The organism is Pseudomonas sp. CFSAN084952 (assembly GCF_009648855.1).
Taxonomy (GTDB): domain Bacteria; phylum Pseudomonadota; class Gammaproteobacteria; order Pseudomonadales; family Pseudomonadaceae; genus Aquipseudomonas; species Aquipseudomonas paracarnis.
In genome coordinates this window covers 3,847,243-3,866,375 of the sequence record NZ_CP045767.1, presented here as the reverse complement: position 1 = coordinate 3,866,375, position 19,133 = coordinate 3,847,243, and the positions used below count along the sequence as shown (strand labels likewise).

Here is a 19,133-nt window from a genome sequence, read left to right as displayed (position 1 = left end):
GTCGCCGAGTTGTCCCCCGGTTTGTGGGACTGCTTTACAATCACCAGATGGGGATTTAACGGATGAAACTGAAAAACACCTTGGGCTTGGCCATTGGTTCTCTTATTGCCGCTACTTCTTTCGGCGTTCTGGCACAAGGCCAAGGCGCAGTTGAAGGCGAGCTGTTCTACAAGAAGCAGTACAACGATAGCGTTAAGCACATCGAAGACGGCTTCAACCCAGGCGCTCGCATTGGTTACTTCCTGACCGACGATCTGTCGTTGAATCTGTCGTACGACAAGACCAACCACACCCGTTCGAACGACGGCACTGGCAACCAGAAGATCAAAGGTGACACTGGCAGCCTCGTTGCTCAGTACCACTTCGGTCAGGCTGGCGTTGATAGCCTGCGTCCATACGTTGAAGGCGGTTTCGGCCACCAGAGCCGTACCAACGTTCAGGCTGACGGCCACAGCGGTCGCGACCAGACCACTTTCGCTACCATCGGTACCGGCGTGAAGTACTACTTCACCAACAACCTGTACGCTCGTGCTGGTGTTGAAGCTGACTACGGTCTGGACAACGGCAAGTGGGACTACTCCGCACTGGTTGGCCTGGGCGTGAACTTCGGCGGTAACGCTGGCGCAGCTGCTCCAGCTCCTACCCCAGCACCAGCTCCAGAGCCAGTTCCAGAGCCAGAAGCTCCGGTTGCTCAGGTTGTTCGTGTTGAGCTGGACGTTAAGTTCGACTTCGACAAGGCCGTTGTTAAGCCTAACAGCTACGGCGACGTTAAAAACCTGGCCGACTTCATGGCTCAGTACCCAGCTACCAACGTAGAAGTTGCTGGTCACACTGACTCCGTAGGTCCAGACGCTTACAACCAGAAGCTGTCCCAGCGTCGTGCTGACGCTGTTAAGCAAGTCCTGGTTAAAGACGGCGTTGCTCCTAGCCGTGTAACTGCTGTTGGTTACGGCGAATCCCGCCCAGTTGCTGACAACGCAACTGAAGCTGGTCGCGCTGTTAACCGTCGCGTAGAAGCGTCGGTTGAAGCTACCGCTCAGTAATTACTGAGTAGTAAAGAAAAGCCCGGCTCAGGCCGGGCTTTTTTTCGCCTGCGATTTGCCTCAGGCGCTTGCCGCAGCGGCGATGCTAGCCATCTGTGCGGCGCCGGCAACCTGGCCAATCACCAGGATGGCCGGGCTCTTCAGCGCAAAGGTTTTTGCCGCTTCATGCATGGCCGCCAAGGAGCTGCGGCATTCGCGTTGCTGGGGCAATGAAGCGTTTTCGATCATTGCCACCGGCATATCCGCAGCCATGCCGCCGTTGAGCAGCTGTTCGCGGATTTCTTCCAGCTTCGCCACACCCATATACACCACCAGCGTGGTTCCACCCTCCGCCAGCGCACGCCAGTTCAAGCTACTGTCATCCTGGGTATGCGCGGTGACCAAGGTCACTCCACGGCTCACCCCGCGCAAGGTCAACGGGATATCGCACTGGGTTGCTCCGGCCAGCCCTGAGGTGATGCCATTGACCAATTCCACCTCGACACCACGCTCGCGCAGCCAGGTTGCCTCCTCGCCACCGCGGCCAAAAATACACGGGTCACCGCCTTTAAGGCGTACTACGCACTTGCCCTGGCGTGCATAACGCAACATCAGGCGGTGAATGAAATCCTGCGGGGTAGAACGACATCCCCCGCGCTTGCCGACGGTAATCACCCGAGCGCTGGTGCAGTGTTCCAGTACTGCCGGGTTGACCAGATCATCAATCAGCACGACGTCCGCTGCCTGCAGGGCCCGGACCGCTTTCAGGGTCAGCAACTCCGGGTCACCCGGACCTGCGCCTACCAGCCACACTTTTGCGCTCATGTTGTTCCCCTTACACACTGATGGCGATTGGCTGCGAGTTGCTGGCCAAAAGACGTTTGATTTCCGGCACGCAGGAGCCACATTGGGTGCCGCAGCCCAGGGCCTGTTTGAGGCCATCCAGGTCCAGGCCGCTGCCGATACCGGCACATACGGCGTTTTCGCTGACGTTCTTGCAGTTGCACACAATCTTGTTGCTGGCCGTGGTACCGCCCGGTGGCGCGCTCAAGGGCGCCAGCAACCAGCGCCGCAGTTGCTCGTCGGCCCGGCCTTCCAGCCACAGGCTTTGCAGCCAGTGACGGGCCAGGGTTTCGCCGGCCAGGCGCAGGGCGGTGATGCGGCCTTTCTCGATCTTCACGCGCTTGCCGATTGAGCGGCGCGGGTCGTCATAGGCCATTACCGGGCCGTCGTTGAGGCCCAGCAGGTGGTCGATACGGGTCAAGAGTTGCAGGTCGGGCGCCTCGGTATGCGCGGCGCGCACCAGCAGCGCGGGGCGTTCACGGCCAGCCAGGCTCAGGCTGACGTAGGCAAAGGTTTCACACAGTGGGCGCAAGGCTTCGAAGTGTTGCTGTACATCGCCTTCGATCAGCGCAAACAGCTGCCACGGCAGTTGCACGGCTTCCAGGCGCACGCCGCTGTGCTTGAGCTCCGGCTGCTTGGACAAAGGGTCGAACGCCGGTTGAGTGAGGGTATTGACGCCGCCCTTGAGAAAGCGGTCGCCCCAGTGCATGGGCAGGAACGCTTGGCCGGGACGCACACTGTCATCGCTGCCGACGGCGACGATCACGCTGCCGCGACGGCTTTTCAGGCTGACCAGGTCACCCTCTTTGAAGCGGTGGCGGCGTAGCTCATCCGGATGCAGGCTCAACAATGCTTCACTGACGTGCCCGAACAACTGCGCTGCCGTGCCGGTGCGGCTCATCCCATGCCATTGATCACGCAGGCGACCGGTGATCAGGGTTAGGGGAAATCGCGCATCGCGCTGTTCCTTGGCGGCGCGATAAGGCTCGGCGACAAACTGCGCCCGCCCAGTGTCAGTGGGGAAAATGCCGTCGGTGTACAAGCGCGACGTACCCGCTTGCGCACCCTCGGGAAACGGCCATTGCTGCGGGCCGAGCTGGTCGAGCAGGGCGTGGCTGATGCCGGACATATCCAGGTCACGGCCTTGAGTCAGTGGCTTGAATTCATCAAACAGCTGCGCCGCGTGCTCAAAGGCGAACAGGCTCGGCAACCCCGGCCGTAGACGGCGCTCCAGGCGTTGTGCGAAATCCACGGTGATCGCCCAATCCGCGCGTGCTTCACCCGGTGGGTTGATGGCGCGGCGCACGTGGGAAATACGTCGCTCGGAGTTGGTCACCGTGCCGTCTTTTTCACCCCAACTGGCGGCGGGCAGTAGCAGGTCGGCATAGGCGGCGGTTTCGGTGGTACGAAAGGCTTCCTGCAACACCACGAACGGGCACGCTGCCAAAGCGGCGCGCACCGCGTTCTGGTCGGGCAGCGATTGGGCCGGGTTGGTACAGGCGATCCACAACGCCTTGATCTTCCCCGCCTGCACCTGTTCAAACAGTTCGATGGCGGTAAGGCCGGTGGTCGCGGGCAGTTGTTCCACGCCCCAATAGGCCGCCACTTCAGCGCGGTGTTCAGGGTTGGCCGCTTCGCGGTGGCCCGGCAGCAAATTGGACAGGCTGCCGGTTTCGCGCCCACCCATGGCGTTCGGTTGGCCGGTCAGGGAAAACGGCCCGCAGCCCGGCCGGCCAATGGTCCCCGTGGCTAAATGCAGGTTGATCAGTGCACTGTTTTTGGCGCTGCCGGCGGTGGATTGGTTAAGCCCCATGCACCACAGCGACAGAAAGCTGCTGGAGGTGCCCACCCACTGCGCGCACAGGCGCAACTGTTCGACGCTGATGCCGCATAGCTGCGTGACCATCTGCGGCGTGTAGTCATGCACCAGGCGCTTAAGTTCGGCCAAGCCGTCGGTGTGGGCCTGGATAAACGCGCGGTCGACCCAGTCTTCCCACAGCAACAGATGCAAAATGCCGTGGAACAACGCCACATCCGTGCCCGGCAAGATCGCTAGGTGCAGGTCGGCCAAGTCGCAGGTGTCGGTACGCCGAGGGTCAATCACCAGCACTTTCATCTGCGGGCGTTGCGCCTTGGCTTGCTCCAGGCGCCGGAACAATACCGGATGGGCGTAGGCCATATTGCTGCCGACGATCATCACGCAGTCGCTGTTTTCCAGGTCTTCATAGCTGCACGGCGGCGCATCGGCGCCCAGGCTGCGCTTGTAGCCGACCACTGCCGAAGACATGCACAGCCGGGAGTTACTGTCGATATTATTAGTGCCCACCAACGCCCGCGCCAACTTGTTGAAGCTGTAGTAGTCCTCGGTCAACAGTTGCCCGGAGATATAGAACGCCACGCTGTCGGGCCCGTGTTCGGCAATCGTCTCGGCAAACACGTTGGCCGCGTGTTCCAGGGCGGTGTCCCAGTCGGTGCGAGTGCGTGCCAGTGCTTTGCCCAAGCGTAATTGCGGGTACAGGGCGCGGGCGCTCACGTCGCCGGTCAAGTGCAGGCTGGCACCTTTGCTGCACAACTTGCCGAAGTTGGCCGGATGGCTGGGGTCGCCTTGCACCCCCAGGATCTGTTCGCCGTCATGCTCGATCAGCACGCCGCAGCCCACCCCGCAATAACAGCAGGTGGACGCGGTGGTCTGGCGGTTCATCAACCCGCGTCCCGCAGGGCCAGCATCACCCGGCCGTTTTCGACCCGGGCCTGATGATGGTGGGCGCAGCCGATATCCGGGGCCTGGGCTTGGCCAGTCGCCAGGTCAATCTGCCAGTTGTGCAGCGGGCAGGCCACGCGCTTGCCGTAGATCAAGCCTTGGGACAGCGGCCCGCCCTTGTGCGGGCAGCGGTCGTCGAGGGCAAAGACTTCATCGTCACTGGTGCGAAAAATCGCGATGTCACCTTTGGGCCCGCTGATGATGCGCGAGCCCAGGGCGTTGATTTCATCGAGGGCGCAGATATCCAGCCAGTTCATAGCGAGACCTCCAGTTGTTTGACGGGGATCACGTCGAATTCCTTTTTCAGCAGCGGCTGCTCCAGGCGTTCCTTCCACGGGTCCTGCTCGAATGACAACGAGAACTGCAAACGCTCATTGAGGGCTTGGCGGCGCGCCGGGTCTTCCAATACGGCCTTCTTGATATGCTCCATGCCCACTCGCTGCAGGTAGTGCACGGTGCGCTCCAGGTAGAAGGCTTCTTCGCGGTACAACTGCAGGAACGCGCCGTTGTATTCACGCACTTCCTCGGCGGTTTTCACCTTGACGAAGAACTCCGCGACTTCGGTCTTGATCCCGCCGTTGCCGCCGATGTACATCTCCCAGCCCGAGTCGACACCGATAATGCCTACGTCCTTGATGCCCGCTTCCGAGCAATTGCGTGGGCAACCGGACACCGCCAACTTGACCTTGTGGGGCGACCACATGTTGAACAGGTCATGCTCCAGCTCGATGCCCAGTTGTGTGGAGTTCTGCGTACCAAACCGGCAGAACTCGCTGCCCACACAGGTTTTGACGGTACGGATGGATTTGCCATAGGCATGCCCGGACGGCATATCCAGGTCCTTCCATACCCCAGGCAAGTCCTGCTTCTTGATACCGAGCAAGTCGATACGCTGGCCGCCGGTGACCTTGACCATCGGCACGTTGTACTTGTCGGCCACATCGGCGATGCGGCGCAGCTCCGAGGGGTTGGTCACGCCGCCCCACATCCGTGGCACCACAGAATAGGTGCCGTCTTTTTGAATATTGGCGTGGGCCCGTTCGTTGATCAGCCGCGATTGCGGGTCGTCCTTGGCTTCGCCGGGCCAGGTGGAGATCAGGTAATAGTTGAGCGCCGGGCGGCAGGTGGCGCAGCCATTGGGGGTGCGCCAGTTCAGGTAACGCATGGTGCTGTCGATGGTCAGCAGGTGCTGCTCGCGGATGGCCTGGCGGATCTGCCCGTGGTTGAGGTCGCTGCAGCCACAGATGGCTTTTTCACTTTTGGGTTTGACGTCGGCGGCGCCGCCCACGGTGTTGATCAGGATCTGCTCGACCAGCCCGGCACAGGAGCCGCAGGAACTGGCGGCCTTGGTGTGTTTTTTCACCTCATCGACACTGAACAGCCCTTGTTCCTGGATCGCCTTGACGATGGTGCCCTTACACACGCCGTTGCAGCCGCAGACTTCGGCGCTGTCGGCCATGCTCATGGCTTTGTCCTGGCCTTGGTGGCCGACATCGCCGAGTGCATTTTCACCGAACATCAGATGATCGCGGATTTCACCGATGGCGTGGTTCTCACGGATCTGGCGGAAATACCAGCCGCCATCGGCGGTATCGCCGTACAGGCAGGCGCCGACCAGGATATCGTCCTTGATCACCAGCTTCTTGTACACGCCGCCAATCGGGTCGGAGAGCGTGATGGTCTCGGTGCCTTCGCCGCCCATGAAGTCGCCAGCGGAGAACAGGTCGATGCCGGTGACTTTCAGCTTGGTGGAGGTCACCGAGCCCTTGTAAGTGGCAAAGCCCAATTGGGCCAGGTGGTTGGCGCAGACCTTGGCCTGTTCGAACAAGGGTGCCACCAGGCCATAGGCGATGCCGCGATGGCTGGCGCATTCACCGATCGCATAGATACGCGGGTCGTAGGTTTGCATCGTGTCGTTGACCAGGATCCCACGGTTGCAAGGGATGCCGGACTTTTCCGCGAGTTCGGTATTGGGGCGGATGCCGGCAGCCATCACCACCAGGTCGGCCGGGATGATGTCGCCATTTTTGAACTGCACCGAGCCTACGCGGCCATTGCCGGCATCGTGCAGGGCCTGGGTCTGCTCGCACAGGCGAAACACCATGCCGCGACTTTCCAGTTCGGTTTGCAGTAGCTGGCCGCTGGTCTTGTCCAGTTGCCGCTCCAGCAGCCATTCACCGATGTGCACCACCGTCACGTGCATGCCGCGCAGCATCAAGCCGTTGGCCGCTTCCAGGCCGAGCAGGCCGCCGCCGATCACCACCGCATGCTTGTGGGTCTTGGCGGTGTCGATCATCGCCTGTGTATCGGCAATGTCACGGTAGCCAATCACACCCTGCAACGTGTTGCCGGGAATCGGCAGGATAAACGGCGTGGACCCGGTGGCGATCAGCAGGCGGTCATATTCGGCCTCGGTGCCGTCTTCGGCGATGACTTTGCGCTTGACCCGGTCGATCTGCACCACTTTGCGGTTGAGCAGCAGTTTGACGTTATTGTTCAGGTACCAATCCAGGTCGTTGAGCACGATCTCTTCGAAGGTTTGCTCACCGGCCAGTACCGGCGACAGCAGGATGCGGTTGTAGTTGGTGTGAGGCTCGGCGCCGAACACGGTGATGTCGTACAGCTCGTTGCTCAGCTTGAGCAGTTCTTCCAGGGTGCGAACCCCGGCCATACCGTTGCCGATCATCACCAGTTTGAGTTTTTTCATGTCGTTCTCCGCAATGGCTCGACAAATCGTGCGCAAACAAAAAAGGCATCCCCGCTAGTCAGCTAGCGAGGACGCCTTTGTCCTGGTCCCGTTCTCTCGGGAAGCTCGGCCCTTCGTCGTTGAAGGAGCGGCTATATGTGGGGTGTTGGCAAAGCTAATGCAGCAGCTGTGCCAAGTCCCTATAGCCCCAGTTTTACTGGGCGTTTACACAGAGAGTCGGCGGATTCTGCCCGTTAGTGGTGCATCAACCAGTACAACAGCACCAGATTGAGCAAAAGCGAGGCCATCGCCAGGGTCTGCCAGACTTTCAAGGGTTCGCGTTCGAGCAAAGGCCGTGGGCGTAGGCTCAATTCGCGGCGGTCGGCCTGCTCCAGCACCAACAGCCATTCTTCGGCGGTTTCATAGCGTTGGCCCGGGACAGCGAACAGCGCTCGTTCCAGACTGTGCGGCAACCACTCCGGCAAGTCGGGGCGATAACGGCTGGCGCTGACGGGTTGGGAAAACCTGGGCCGTTGGAAGGCCTCGATTTCACCGTAGGGGTAATGCCCGGTCAGCAGGTAATACAAGGTCACGCCGACGCTATACAAATCCTGTTGTACCGTAGGCTGCTCGCCAGCGAACGCCTCGGGTGCGATAAAACTTGGGGTACCGGGCAGCAGGTGGGCACGGTCCTCGGAGAGCCCGGGGCAATAGGCCAGGCCGAAGTCCAGCACTCGCAGTTCGCCATCTTCTCCCAGCAGCAGGTTTTCCGGCTTGATGTCGCGGTGCAGGATCTGCCGGCGATGCAGCAGGCCCACGGCGCGCAGCAAGCTTTCTGCAATCGACTGCCATTGTGCCAACGGAAGAGGGCCCTGTTGTTGGAACAGTTGGGCCAGGGTTTGCCCGGCGTATTCGCGCATCACGTAGTACAAATGCTGACGGCCACTGGCGGCATGCACTTCGGGAAAGGCACGGCCGGCGACCCGGCGCAGAAACCATTCCTCCGATAACAAGGCCTGGGCCGCATCGGTATCGTCGCAACGCAACGGCAAGGTCTTGAGCAGCCAGGGGTGCCCCTGGGCGTCGTGCACGCGGTACAGCAACGACTGCCGACTCTGCGCCAGCACGCTTTGCACCTGCCAGCCTTCAAAGATTTGTCCGACTTTCAGCGGTGGCGGCAGTGGCCATTGCTGCAACTGCACCAGGGCGTCGCCGAGGGTGGCCGCGCCGAGTTGATCGATGCGCACCAGCAAGGCGCTGGCATTGTCTTGGCTACCCGCCAGGTGGGCGGCGCTGACCAGGGTGTTGACGGCCAGGTCGAGGTCGCTTTGCTCGCGCAGGATCGCACCGATGCTGTGATCGCCCAGCGTGGCCCATACCCCGTCGCTGAGCAGCAGGAAACACTCGCCCTCGCGCAATGGACCATCGAGGAAGTCCAGCACCAGGTGCTGATCCAGGCCGAGGGCGCGCTTGAGCACATGCTGCATCCCCGGTTGTTCCCACACATGGTCTTCGCTGATGCGTTGCAACTCGCCGTCAAGCCAACGATACGCCCGGCAATCACCGACATGGGCCAGGGTGAAGCGTTGGCCGCGAAACACCAGGGCGCTGAGGGTGGTGAGCAACGGTTGGCCGCCGCCGTTGGCTTGCAACCAGCGATTCTGCGCGACCAACAGACGTTCGAGCGACTGGGCCACGCCCCAAGTCTGCGGCGTGGCGTAGTAGTCCACGGCCAGCGCCTGCAAGGTCGAGCGTGCGGCCAGGCCGCCGTCGGCGCACTGGCTGACGCCGTCGGCCAGCGCGCACAGGTAGCCTTTGCTCGCGGCCAGTTCCGCCATGGGCGTGACCACCCGCAGCGCATCCTGGTTCTCGCTACGCGGGCCGATGGCACTGGCCTGGGCGATGCTCAGTTGTAAGCTCATCAGACGCGGGCGGCGGTCACGGCGGCCGAACCCCAGGTGGTTCTCCAGCGCCGTTTCACCCCATGCAGGCCGAACCAGGCCAGCACACCGAGGCTGGCGAACAACCACAGGGCCAGTTGATAGCTGCCAGTACTCTGCTTGATGGCGCCCATGCCCGCCGCAAGGGCGAAGCCACCGATGCCGCCGGCCATGCCGATCAGGCCGGTCATGACGCCGATCTCACTGCGAAAACGCTGTGGCACCAGTTGGAATACCGCCCCATTGCCAGCGCCCAGGCCGAGCATGGTGCAGACGAAAAGTGCCAGCGCGGCGTAGGAACTGGGCAAGTTGAACCCCACTGCCGCAATGCAGATCACCGCCACGCTGTACATGCCGAGCAGGGTCTTGATCCCGCCGAACCGGTCTGCCAGGGCGCCACCCAATGGGCGCATCAGGCTGCCACCGAACACACAGGCGGCGGTGTAATAGCCGGCGGTCACCGGGCTCAGGCCGTACTGGTCGTTGAAGTAGCCGGGCAGGGCGCTGGCCAGGCCGATAAAGCCGCCGAAGGTCACGCTGTAAAAGAACATGAACCACCAGCTGTCGCGGTCGCCCAGGGCCTTGAAGTAATCGGCCATGGATTTGGCTTTCGGCCGTTCAGGCGCATTGCGCGCAAGCCAGGCGAATACGATCAGGGTCAGCACCAGTGGGATCAGCGCAAAGCCGAATACATTGCTCCAACCAAAGGCGGCCGCCAGCACGGGCGCCAGCAACGCCGCAAACACGGTGCCGGAGTTACCGGCGCCGGCGATGCCCATGGCCTTGCCCTGGTGCTCCGCCGGATACCACTGTGATGCCAAGGGCAGGGCGACGGCGAAGGACGCACCGGCCATGCCCAGGAACATGCCCAGCAGCAGCGCTTGTTCGTAGCTGTGGATCCCCAGTTTCCAGGCGCAGAACAGCGCCACGATCACAATCACCTGGCCAATCAGCCCGGCGGTCTTGGGCGACAGCTTGTCGGCCAGCATTCCCATCAAAAAGCGCAGCACCGCGCCCGCCAGGATCGGGGTGGCCACCACCAGGCCGCGCTGTTGGGTGGTCAGGTGCAAGTCAGCGGCAATCTGCACCGCCAGGGGGCCCAGCAGGTACCAGACCATGAAGCTCAGGTCGAAATACAGGAACGCGGCAAACAGGGTCGGGGTGTGCCCGGATTTCCAGAAGCTTGATTTCATCACGCACCTCAACGGTTGGGGGTCTAGAAACGAAAAAACGCCGCCACCGGGTTCGCAAGGGCAAACCGGGTGGGCGACGTCTTTGTCGTGAGGGGGCAACCGCCGTTGGCTACCTGTGGTGAATGCTTAGCAAATCCTGCGCCAACCCGAATTATTCACACCTGTCGCTTGGACCTCTGGCGCTTTGCGTCATCAGCGGCGCATGGCGGGACGCGGAGCGTCCCTGGCGGCGTTCCCACGCAGGAGCGTGGGAACCATCAAGCTGAGCCAGATCAGCCGAGCAACTCGCTCATGGCAATAATCTGCTCCGCCACCTGGATCAGTTTCTGTTGACGGCTCATGGCCTGGCGGCGCATCAGGGTGTAGGCCTCTTCCTCGTTACAGCTTTTCATTTTCATCAGCAGGCCCTTGGCCAACTCGATGCGCTTGCGTTCGGCCAGTTGCTGGTCGCGGGCATGCAGCTGGGCGCGCAGGGCCTGGTCACTCTCGAAGCGCGCCATGGCCACATCGAGGATCGGTTGCAGGCGCTGGGCCTGGATGCCTTCGACGATATAGGCACTGACGCCGGACTTGATGGCCTGGCGCATCACATTCGGGTCGTGCTCGTCGGTGAACATCACGATGGGCCGGGGCTGATCGCGGCTGACCAGCACCACTTGCTCCATCACATCGCGCCCGGGTGACTCGGTATCGATCAGGATCACATCAGGACGCACTGTTTCGACGCGTGCGGGCAGGTCGATGGTCAAGCCGGACTCATCGATCACCTCAAAGCCGGCCTCGGTCAATGCGGCTTTGAGGCGCCCGACTTTACGCGGGGTGTCGTTGATCAACAGGATTCGCAGCATCGTCGGGCTCCTGTCAGCGCAGCGCTTGGCGATTGGCGTCATCGGCCAAGGCGTGAAGGTGGAAGCTGCGGGCATAGCCGGCGGGATCGCTGCCGTCCCAGGTCTTGCCGTCGAGCAACTGGCTGCGGCGCATGTCCGAGTTGCCCGGGGTAATGCCCAGCGTCTCGGCCGCCTGGCGGTACAGCGCCAGTTGCTGCACCTGCCGGGCGACGCCCAGGTAGTCCGGGTCTTCACGCAGCAAGCCCCAGCGCCGAAACTGGGTCATGAACCACATGCCATCGCTGAGGTAGGGCAGGTTCACCTCGCCGTCGGCGAAAAAGCGCAGTGCATGGGGATCTTGCCACTGGTTGCCCAGGCCATCGTCATAGTCCCCCAGCAAGCGTGGTTCGATGCAAGCCACAGGCGCATCGAGGTATTCAGGGGCACTGAGCAACTGGGCGGTAGAGCGGCGGTTTTCACGGCTCTGCTCGATAAACCGGCTGGCCTCCAGGATCGCCATGACCAGCACGCGTGCGGTATTGGGGTAGGCGTCAACGAAGGCTTGGGTGCAGCCCAGGACTTTTTCCGGGTGGTCCGGCCAGATCGCCTGGCTGGTCGCCAGGGTAAAGCCCTGGTTCTGTTGCACTGCGCTGGCGCACCAAGGTTCACCCACGCAAAGGCCGTCGATGCGGCCGGCTTGCAGGTGCGCCACCATTTGTGGCGGCGGCACTACTACGCTGTTCACATCCTGCAAGGGATGAATGCCTTGGCTCGCCAGCCAGTAATACAACCACATGGCGTGGGTGCCGGTGGGAAACGTCTGGGCGAAGGTGAGTTTTGTCCGGCTTTGGTGCACATGGCGCTTCAACGCCTCAGGAGTGATCATCCCTTGCTGTTGCAGGCCATGGGACAGGTTGATGCCCTGGCCATTCTGGTTCAGCCCCATCAGCACCGCCATGGGGCTGGGGGCGACGCCGCCGATGCCCAGGTGTACGGCATAGATCAGCCCGTAGAGACTGTGGGCGGCGTCCAATTCACCGCTGACCAGCTTGTCGCGCAGGTTGGCCCAGGACGCCTGGCGCTTGAGGTTGAGTGTGAGGCCGTAGGGTTGGGCGAAGCCCTGGGTGGCGGCGACCACCAGCGAGGCGCAATCGGTCAGGGCCATGAACCCCAGGTCCAGGCTGCTCTTTTCCGGGGCATCGCTGCCGTTTACCCAAGCCAGCGGATCGTTCATCAATACCTGCCTTTTTCTAAAAAAAAGCGCCGTTTCCCTGGTTGGCGTATAGGCCATTGCAGGGGAACGACGCCTTTGTCCGTAGGCCCGTGCCGCCTTTGGTGCGAGCCTGATACAGAGTGCAAAGCAAGGCACATGCCATGGGTGGGGCGGTTGCAACAGGCCGTCAGCTTTCGATCATGATTGAACCTCGTGCGCCTCGCAGTATGGCCGCTTCTTCAGGCCAGACCGCCAGGCATACCCACGGTGCACGCTGATTACCTCGCAACCCTCAATTGCCGCTGGCTGTACAGCGCGCTGCTGTGCGCCGTGCTGGTACTGGGCAGTGCCACGGCCCGTGGCGAGGAGTTGCCGCTCTACGGCGCCGAAGACGAGAGAAGCTCGGCGGTGGTGCTGCGGCATATTTCCGTCAATAGGCTGCGCGGCATCATGCGGCGTGCGGGGCTGGATGAGCCGCGCTACCCCCTGCGTGAAAACGGCGCGCGTACGTTCTATGTAACCGGGCCTTCCCGTTATGTCGACCAGGTATTGCGCCTCGCTCAACTGATGGACCGCCCCCCACGCAAGGTGCCAGAGCATGCGTCGTTATTCGGCGTGGTGAAAGTGATCAACGTCCTCGTGGACGATCACCTGCAGGGCGCAGGTGCCAACAGGATCCTTGTACCGGGCATGGCTTCAATGATCAAAGCTCGGTTATCCCAGGCGCAGAAGGACCAACTGGCCGATGGCCGCCTTGTGTTAATGGCTTATCCGGATACCAACAGTCTGTTGATCAAGGGTTCACCTGCCCAAGTGAAGGTTATCGAAAAACGGGTGGCCGAGTTGGATGTCGCCCAGCCGCTGGATGAAGCCTCGCCGGGGCCGGCGCAGGCTGTCGGTGGAGACGTGCAACTGGTCGGCGCACCTCAGTTGACCGCCGCGCAATATGAGTACGTGCGACGTGCGTTCCTGCGAGCGGACCCTGAGTCTTCCCCCTGAAAAAGGCGTTTGTCCATGCACCTGGAAATATTGCTGCAGGAGCAACTGATCAGCCGCAAGCGTTTGGCCGCATTCGCACCGGGGAAGGTGCTGCCCTTGGACCCAGGCGTCACCCGCTGTGTGGAGGTGCGGGTCAATGGGCAACTGATGGCAGTGGGAGAGTTGGTGCAGTTGGAGGATCGGCTAGGGGTTGAATTGCAGGAAACCTTTCAGGAGTGGCTGCCGCGATAAGGGTGCGAGCGAATTATCTGACCGGCTTCGGCCCAAAAAAGGCAAATGAATGGGTTTTTTCCTAACGCAGGTACGGGGCGCGGTTTTTATAGTCATGCCAATGGCAGATGAATTGGTTCACACAGTATGGATTTGAATGTCAGTAGTCGACTACAGAGGTGCGTATGGCCGTCGTAATGGATGAAACGACGACGTCCCTGGTCTTCGCTCGTTGGACCTTGCATGGCGATGGCCGGTTGACGGGTGTGGAGGCGGATATTCAGTTGGCTCCCAAGGAGGGGCATGTGCTGCGGTTGCTGCTGGCTTCCGGCGGCGCGCTGATGACCAAGGACCGCTTGCTGGAACTGGCCTGGCCTCGGGGGGAAGTGGCCGATGAGTCACTCACGCGGTGTATCTATTCCCTGCGCAAGCACTTGAGGGCCGACAAAGGCTTTATCAAGACGATTTATGGCAAGGGCTATCGCTTTACCTGCCCGGTGCGCACAGGTGATCAACCCAGGGCAGTGGCGCACGTGTGCGCCGTCTGTGGTCAGGCCAGCAATGTCCAGAGTTAAGGCATGGGGCAAAGGCCTGGTGCTCGGGGTATGGATGGGCAGCAGCCAGGCCTGGGCCTTTTGCTGGGAAGAGGCGGCCAGCCGCCACGACCTTGAGCCGGAGTTGCTGCAAGCTATCGCCTCGGTCGAATCGGGTTACCGGGCGCAAGCGATGAACTACACCAACCGCAATGGCACGCGGGATATCGGCTTGATGCAAATCAACAGCATCCATTTGCCGCGCTTGCTCAAGCAGGGCATTACCGAAGAACGGCTGTTGAGCGAGCCCTGCCTGTCGGTAGAAGTAGGCGCCTCGATTCTTGCCGAGTTCATCCAGCGTTTTGGCTATAACTGGACGGCGGTGGGGGCTTACAACGTGGGGCCGGGGCCCGGGCCACAGCGTGAGGCATTACGCCTGCGCTACGCCGAAAGGATCTGGGTGCGTTATGAGGCGTTGACGGCGCAACGTCAATGAGATCAGGTGGCACGCCTCGCATGCAGGCCGCCACCCCGGCTATAATCAGCGTCACCTTTTGCCGCCATCCGAGTCTAGCCCGCCCATGTATACCCTGGCCCGTCAGCTGTTGTTCAAACTCTCCCCGGAAACCTCCCACGATCTGTCCCTGGACCTGATCGGTGCCGGTGGCCGTCTGGGGCTCAATGGCCTGGTATGCAAGGCACCGGCGAAAGTGCCGGTGTCGGTGATGGGGCTCGACTTCCCCAACCCGGTCGGTCTGGCTGCCGGCCTGGACAAGAACGGCGCGGCCATCGACGGGTTTGCGCAACTGGGGTTCGGCTTTGTCGAAATCGGCACCGTGACCCCACGGCCGCAACCGGGCAACCCCAAGCCTCGCATCTTCCGGCTGCCGGAAGCGGAGGCGATCATCAATCGTATGGGCTTCAACAACCTCGGCGTCGACCATCTGCTGTCGCGGGTTCAGGCGGCAAAGTACACCGGCATTCTGGGTATCAACATTGGCAAGAACTTTGACACGCCCGTGGAACGTGCGGTGGATGACTACCTGATATGCCTGGACAAGGTCTACGCCCACGCCAGCTATGTCACCGTCAACGTCAGCTCGCCCAACACCCCGGGGCTGCGCAGCCTGCAATTTGGCGATTCCCTCAAGCAACTGCTCGAAGCCTTGCGCCAGCGCCAGGAAGACCTGGCCGTGCGGCATGGCAAGCGTGTGCCGCTGGCCATCAAGATCGCGCCGGACATGAGCGATGAAGAAACCGTCCTGGTGGCCCAGGCCCTGGTGGATTCTGGGATGGACGCGGTGATTGCGACCAACACCACCCTCAGCCGCGTGGGCGTCGAAGGCCTGGCCCATGGTGACGAGGCCGGCGGCCTGTCGGGCGCGCCGGTGCGGGACAAGAGCACCCATATCGTCAAGGTGCTGGCGGCCGAGTTGGCTGGGCGTTTGCCGATCATCGCGGTGGGCGGTATCACCGAAGGCAAACACGCGGCTGAGAAGATCGCGGCCGGCGCCAGCCTGGTGCAGTTGTACTCCGGCTTCATCTACAAAGGCCCGGCATTGATTCGCCAGTCGGTGGATGCCATCGCTGCCTTGCGCTGATCAGGCAATAAAAAGGGCTCCATAAAGGAGCCCCTGGGCCGAAGCCCGCCGCCCGGATGGGGCGCGCGTGGTTAAGTCGCTACAAGTTCAAAGATGTGTGTGTCGCAATTAAATCCCCTGATTAGCCGACGGCGTGAAGTTCGTTGAGTCTGTGGATGCCCGCAGTGCCAGTCATACCGTCCCAGTTGTCGCCGCGTCCTTCTCGCCAGCCGTTGATCCAGGCTTGGCGTACCGACGGTAGAGTAAATGGGCAAAGCTCACGGGATTTTCCATGAACGCCATATTGATATCCGCGTAAAAATGCTCTTTCCAACGGATCACGCTTAAGTCTTCTCATAGGGTGTTTCCCTCACTTGTTGACTGTCTAGATATCCTTCGGCCTTGTCCAAGGCCGGGCAGAGTTTTTCTGCCGTTGGTGGGCTCGCTGCCGGCGTGGCGAGCCAATGTGTTGGCACCGTTACGGCGCCAACCTGTGTTGAGTTCTAACCAATAGGTCACATGTATTCAATGATCGTTTTGTCATAAGCACGTAACGATAACGATGCTATAGCCATAAGCTGGGCTGGTTATTCGCCCCTTTTATAGGGCAAAGCCAGCTATGATGTGCCCTGTAAAGAGGAAAGGTTTAATTCCTTAGTGAGAATGCCCGCCTATTGCAGTCGGTTATTATTCGACGAAGGGTCGGAATATTTCTTTTTGTTGCGCAACATTCTTCTTCTGCCTCGCCAATAAAGGCTCAAGAGCCCGCCAGACGGGGTGGAACGGCACATTCGTGCCACGCGAGCACTCTTCGAGAAAAGTGCTTGATTGAAAACCGAACCGGCGATGCGTCGCCGGTTCACTTATTGCTGAAAAGCCTGGAATGCCCCATGTCGGACCGTTTTGAACTCTTCCTCACCTGCCCCAAGGGCCTCGAAGGCCTGCTGATCGAGGAAGCCGTCGGGCTTGGCCTTGAGGAAGCCCGCGAGCACACCTCGGCCGTGCGCGGCATGGCCGACATGGAAACCGCCTACCGCTTGTGCCTCTGGTCGCGCTTGGCCAACCGCGTGTTGCTGGTGCTCAAGCGTTTCCCGATGAAAGACGCCGAGGATCTTTACCACGGCGTGCTGGACATCGAGTGGGCTGACCACATGGTCCCCGACGGTACCCTCGCGGTAGAGTTCAGCGGGCACGGCTCGGGCATCGACAACACCCACTTCGGCGCGCTGAAGGTCAAGGATGCGATCGTCGACAAACTGCGCACCCCGACCGGCGAACGTCCGTCCATCGACAAGATTAACCCTGACCTGCGCATTCACCTGCGCCTGGACCGTGGCGAAGCGATCCTGTCCCTGGACCTTTCCGGCCACAGCCTGCATCAGCGTGGCTACCGCCTGCAGCAGGGCGCGGCACCCCTGAAGGAAAACCTGGCAGCGGCGATCCTGATTCGCGCCGGCTGGCCACGTATTGCCGCCGAAGGCGGCGCGCTGACCGACCCGATGTGCGGTGTCGGCACCTTCCTGGTTGAAGGCGCAATGATCGCCGCCGACATGGCCCCCAACCTTAACCGCGAGCTGTGGGGTTTCACCACGTGGCTGGGTCACGTCCCGGCGTTGTGGAAAAAGCTGCATACCGAGGCGACTGAGCGGGCGGCCATCGGCATGAACAAGCCGCCGCTGTGGGTACGTGGCTACGAAGCCGACCCGCGCCTGATCCAGCCCGCACGCAACAACATCGAACGCGCCGGCCTGAGCCACTGGATCAAGGTGTACCAGGGCGAAGTGGGCACGTTCGAGCCGCGCCCGGATCAGAATCAGAAAGGTTTGGTGATCTGCAACCCACCCTACGGTGAGCGCCTGGGTGACGAAGCCAGCCTGTTGTATCTCTATCAGAACCTCGGCGAACGCTTGCGCCAAGCCTGTATGGGCTGGGAAGCCGCAGTGTTCACCGGCGCGCCGGACCTGGGCAAGCGCATGGGTATCCGTAGCCACAAACAATATTCGTTCTGGAACGGCGCATTGCCGTGCAAGTTGCTGCTGATCAAGGTCAATCCGGACCAGTTCGTCACCGGCGAGCGCCGCACCCCGGAACAGCGCCAGGCCGAACGTGAGCAGGCGGCTTACGACCAGGCCCCGAGCGAGCCGGCAGAGCGTCAGTACAACAAGAACGGCAACCCGATCAAGCCCGCCCCGGCCCCCGTGGTGGAGCAGGCGCGCCTGAGCGAAGGCGGGCAGATGTTTGCCAACCGCCTGCAGAAGAACCTCAAGCTGCTGGGCAAATGGGCCAAGCGCGAAGGGGTGGATTGCTACCGTGTGTATGACGCCGACATGCCTGAGTACTCCATGGCGATCGACCTGTACCACGATTGGGTGCACGTGCAGGAATACGCGGCGCCAAAATCCATCGACCCGGAAAAAGCCTCGGCCCGCATGTTCGATGCCTTGGCGGCAATTCCCCAGGCACTGAACGTCGACAAGAGCCGTGTGGTGGTCAAGCGTCGTGAGCGTCAGAGCGGCACCAAGCAATACGAGCGTCAGAGTGCCCAAGGCAAGTTCACCGAGGTCAGTGAAGGCGGCGTTAAGTTGCTGGTCAACCTCACCGATTACCTGGACACCGGCCTGTTCCTCGACCATCGCCCGATGCGCATGCGCATCCAGAAGGAAGCGGCGGGCAAGCGCTTCCTCAATCTGTATTGCTACACCGCCACAGCCAGTGTGCATGCTGCCAAGGGCGGCGCGCGCAGCACCACCAGCGTCGACCTGTCCAAGACCTACCTGGACTGGGCGCGTCGCAATTTCTCCCTCAACGGCTTCTCCGACAAGAACCGCCTGGAACAGGGTGACGTGATGGCGTGGCTGGAAGCGAGCCGCGATGAATTCGACATGATTTTCATCGACCCGCCGACCTTCTCCAACTCCAAGCGCATGGAAGGCATCTTCGACGTGCAGCGTGACCATGTGCAGTTGCTCGACCTGGCCATGGCACGCCTGGCGCCGGGTGGCGTGCTGTACTTCTCCAACAACTTCCGCAAGTTCCAGCTGGAAGACAACCTCAGCGAACGCTATGCGGTCGAGGAAATCAGCGACAAGACCATCGACCCTGATTTTGCGCGCAATGCCAAGATCCACCGCGCCTGGAAAATCACCGCACGCTGATTTTTCTCTGTAGGAGCGAGCTTGCTCGCGAAGATCGTCAACGATAGCGCTGCGTATCCGGTTTAACGCAGCGCTCTCAGGTTCTTCGCGAGCAAGCTCGCTCCTATTGTTTTTGCACTGGTCAAACCCATGACCGATGGCTATAACTTAAGCCCTAGCCAAAGTGACACC

At 61.3% G+C, this 19,133-nt stretch carries 16 protein-coding genes; 7 read left to right on the top strand and 9 right to left on the bottom strand.

Features of this window, described 5'->3' with window-relative positions:
- Positions 1 to 62 precede the first annotated feature (62 nt).
- The gene (locus GH769_RS17470; RefSeq protein ID WP_019820540.1) at positions 63 to 1,043 is read left to right on the top strand and encodes an OmpA family protein; all 981 of its coding nucleotides are present in this window, start codon (positions 63 to 65) and stop codon (positions 1,041 to 1,043) included.
- A gap of 60 nt (positions 1,044 to 1,103) precedes the next feature.
- On the opposite strand, the gene cobA is transcribed toward GH769_RS17470, so the two are convergent.
- The 8 genes from cobA to GH769_RS17430 all read right to left on the bottom strand — a co-directional run bounded on the left by cobA (position 1,104) and on the right by GH769_RS17430 (position 12,506).
- On the bottom strand, positions 1,104 to 1,847 hold the full coding sequence (gene cobA / locus GH769_RS17465; protein ID WP_019820539.1) for a uroporphyrinogen-III C-methyltransferase: 744 nt from the start codon (positions 1,845 to 1,847) through the stop codon (positions 1,104 to 1,106).
- A gap of 10 nt (positions 1,848 to 1,857) precedes the next feature.
- Positions 1,858 to 4,566: a nitrate reductase gene (locus tag GH769_RS17460; protein WP_019820538.1), complete on the bottom strand. Its 2,709-nt coding sequence runs from the start codon at positions 4,564 to 4,566 to the stop codon at positions 1,858 to 1,860.
- Entirely contained in the window at positions 4,566 to 4,883 is a 318-nt protein-coding gene (gene nirD, locus GH769_RS17455; RefSeq protein ID WP_014719483.1) for a nitrite reductase small subunit NirD, read from the bottom strand. Before nirD ends, GH769_RS17460 begins: the two co-directional genes overlap by 1 nt.
- Positions 4,880 to 7,333 carry a nitrite reductase large subunit NirB gene (nirB, locus tag GH769_RS17450; protein WP_032903095.1) on the bottom strand — a complete coding sequence of 818 codons (2,454 nt, stop codon included), beginning with the start codon at positions 7,331 to 7,333 and terminating at the stop codon, positions 4,880 to 4,882. The genes nirD and nirB overlap by 4 nt, the downstream gene beginning before the upstream one ends.
- Positions 7,334 to 7,566: 233 nt before the next feature.
- Positions 7,567 to 9,234 carry a bifunctional protein-serine/threonine kinase/phosphatase gene (locus GH769_RS17445; RefSeq protein ID WP_032903096.1) on the bottom strand — a complete coding sequence of 556 codons (1,668 nt, stop codon included), beginning with the start codon at positions 9,232 to 9,234 and terminating at the stop codon, positions 7,567 to 7,569.
- Positions 9,234 to 10,445: a NarK/NasA family nitrate transporter gene (locus GH769_RS17440; protein ID WP_032903097.1), complete on the bottom strand. Its 1,212-nt coding sequence runs from the start codon at positions 10,443 to 10,445 to the stop codon at positions 9,234 to 9,236. The genes GH769_RS17445 and GH769_RS17440 overlap by 1 nt, the downstream gene beginning before the upstream one ends.
- A gap of 272 nt (positions 10,446 to 10,717) precedes the next feature.
- Positions 10,718 to 11,293, bottom strand: coding sequence for an ANTAR domain-containing response regulator (locus GH769_RS17435; protein WP_003193274.1), 576 nt, complete (start codon positions 11,291 to 11,293; stop codon positions 10,718 to 10,720).
- Between the two features lie 13 nt (positions 11,294 to 11,306).
- The gene (locus GH769_RS17430) at positions 11,307 to 12,506 is read right to left on the bottom strand and encodes a CmpA/NrtA family ABC transporter substrate-binding protein (protein ID WP_014719479.1); all 1,200 of its coding nucleotides are present in this window, start codon (positions 12,504 to 12,506) and stop codon (positions 11,307 to 11,309) included.
- Between the two features lie 246 nt (positions 12,507 to 12,752).
- On the opposite strand from GH769_RS17430, the gene GH769_RS17425 reads away from it, so the two are divergent.
- From GH769_RS17425 to GH769_RS17405, 5 genes are all read left to right on the top strand, one after another.
- Complete coding sequence (locus GH769_RS17425) at positions 12,753 to 13,484, top strand: secretin N-terminal domain-containing protein (protein ID WP_032903098.1); 732 nt, start codon at positions 12,753 to 12,755, stop codon at positions 13,482 to 13,484.
- A 15-nt stretch (positions 13,485 to 13,499) separates the two neighbouring features.
- Positions 13,500 to 13,715 (top strand): FliM/FliN family flagellar motor switch protein, encoded by a 216-nt coding sequence (locus GH769_RS17420; RefSeq protein ID WP_003193267.1) that lies wholly within the window; start codon positions 13,500 to 13,502, stop codon positions 13,713 to 13,715.
- 164 nt (positions 13,716 to 13,879) lie between these two features.
- Positions 13,880 to 14,269 (top strand): winged helix-turn-helix domain-containing protein, encoded by a 390-nt coding sequence (locus GH769_RS17415; RefSeq protein ID WP_014719476.1) that lies wholly within the window; start codon positions 13,880 to 13,882, stop codon positions 14,267 to 14,269.
- On the top strand, positions 14,256 to 14,723 hold the full coding sequence (locus GH769_RS17410; RefSeq protein WP_032903099.1) for a transglycosylase SLT domain-containing protein: 468 nt from the start codon (positions 14,256 to 14,258) through the stop codon (positions 14,721 to 14,723). Before GH769_RS17415 ends, GH769_RS17410 begins: the two co-directional genes overlap by 14 nt.
- 85 nt (positions 14,724 to 14,808) lie before the next feature.
- Positions 14,809 to 15,828, top strand: coding sequence for a quinone-dependent dihydroorotate dehydrogenase (locus tag GH769_RS17405; protein ID WP_014719474.1), 1,020 nt, complete (start codon positions 14,809 to 14,811; stop codon positions 15,826 to 15,828).
- Between the two features lie 121 nt (positions 15,829 to 15,949).
- On the opposite strand, the gene rmf is transcribed toward GH769_RS17405, so the two are convergent.
- Positions 15,950 to 16,165: a ribosome modulation factor gene (gene rmf, locus GH769_RS17400; protein ID WP_002553055.1), complete on the bottom strand. Its 216-nt coding sequence runs from the start codon at positions 16,163 to 16,165 to the stop codon at positions 15,950 to 15,952.
- Between the two features lie 532 nt (positions 16,166 to 16,697).
- Here rmf and rlmKL point away from each other — a divergent pair.
- On the top strand, positions 16,698 to 18,962 hold the full coding sequence (rlmKL, locus tag GH769_RS17395) for a bifunctional 23S rRNA (guanine(2069)-N(7))-methyltransferase RlmK/23S rRNA (guanine(2445)-N(2))-methyltransferase RlmL (protein ID WP_014719473.1): 2,265 nt from the start codon (positions 16,698 to 16,700) through the stop codon (positions 18,960 to 18,962).
- Positions 18,963 to 19,133: the final 171 nt, after the last annotated feature.

Excerpts from the sequence above, each read along its gene's own strand:
- GH769_RS17415 (WP_014719476.1), top strand. The coding sequence starts at position 13,880 with ATGGCCGTCGTAATGGATGAAACGACGACGTCCCTGGTCTTCGCTCGT.
- nirB (WP_032903095.1), bottom strand. The coding sequence starts at position 7,333 with ATGAAAAAACTCAAACTGGTGATGATCGGCAACGGTATGGCCGGGGTT.
- cobA (WP_019820539.1), bottom strand. The coding sequence starts at position 1,847 with ATGAGCGCAAAAGTGTGGCTGGTAGGCGCAGGTCCGGGTGACCCGGAG.
- GH769_RS17435 (WP_003193274.1), bottom strand. The coding sequence starts at position 11,293 with ATGCTGCGAATCCTGTTGATCAACGACACCCCGCGTAAAGTCGGGCGC.
- GH769_RS17410 (WP_032903099.1), top strand. The coding sequence starts at position 14,256 with ATGTCCAGAGTTAAGGCATGGGGCAAAGGCCTGGTGCTCGGGGTATGG.
- GH769_RS17440 (WP_032903097.1), bottom strand. The coding sequence starts at position 10,445 with ATGAAATCAAGCTTCTGGAAATCCGGGCACACCCCGACCCTGTTTGCC.
- GH769_RS17460 (WP_019820538.1), bottom strand. The coding sequence starts at position 4,566 with ATGAACCGCCAGACCACCGCGTCCACCTGCTGTTATTGCGGGGTGGGC.
- GH769_RS17445 (WP_032903096.1), bottom strand. The coding sequence starts at position 9,234 with ATGAGCTTACAACTGAGCATCGCCCAGGCCAGTGCCATCGGCCCGCGT.
- nirD (WP_014719483.1), bottom strand. The coding sequence starts at position 4,883 with ATGAACTGGCTGGATATCTGCGCCCTCGATGAAATCAACGCCCTGGGC.
- rmf (WP_002553055.1), bottom strand. The coding sequence starts at position 16,165 with ATGAGAAGACTTAAGCGTGATCCGTTGGAAAGAGCATTTTTACGCGGA.
- GH769_RS17405 (WP_014719474.1), top strand. The coding sequence starts at position 14,809 with ATGTATACCCTGGCCCGTCAGCTGTTGTTCAAACTCTCCCCGGAAACC.
- GH769_RS17430 (WP_014719479.1), bottom strand. The coding sequence starts at position 12,506 with ATGAACGATCCGCTGGCTTGGGTAAACGGCAGCGATGCCCCGGAAAAG.
- GH769_RS17420 (WP_003193267.1), top strand. The coding sequence starts at position 13,500 with ATGCACCTGGAAATATTGCTGCAGGAGCAACTGATCAGCCGCAAGCGT.
- rlmKL (WP_014719473.1), top strand. The coding sequence starts at position 16,698 with ATGTCGGACCGTTTTGAACTCTTCCTCACCTGCCCCAAGGGCCTCGAA.
- GH769_RS17470 (WP_019820540.1), top strand. The coding sequence starts at position 63 with ATGAAACTGAAAAACACCTTGGGCTTGGCCATTGGTTCTCTTATTGCC.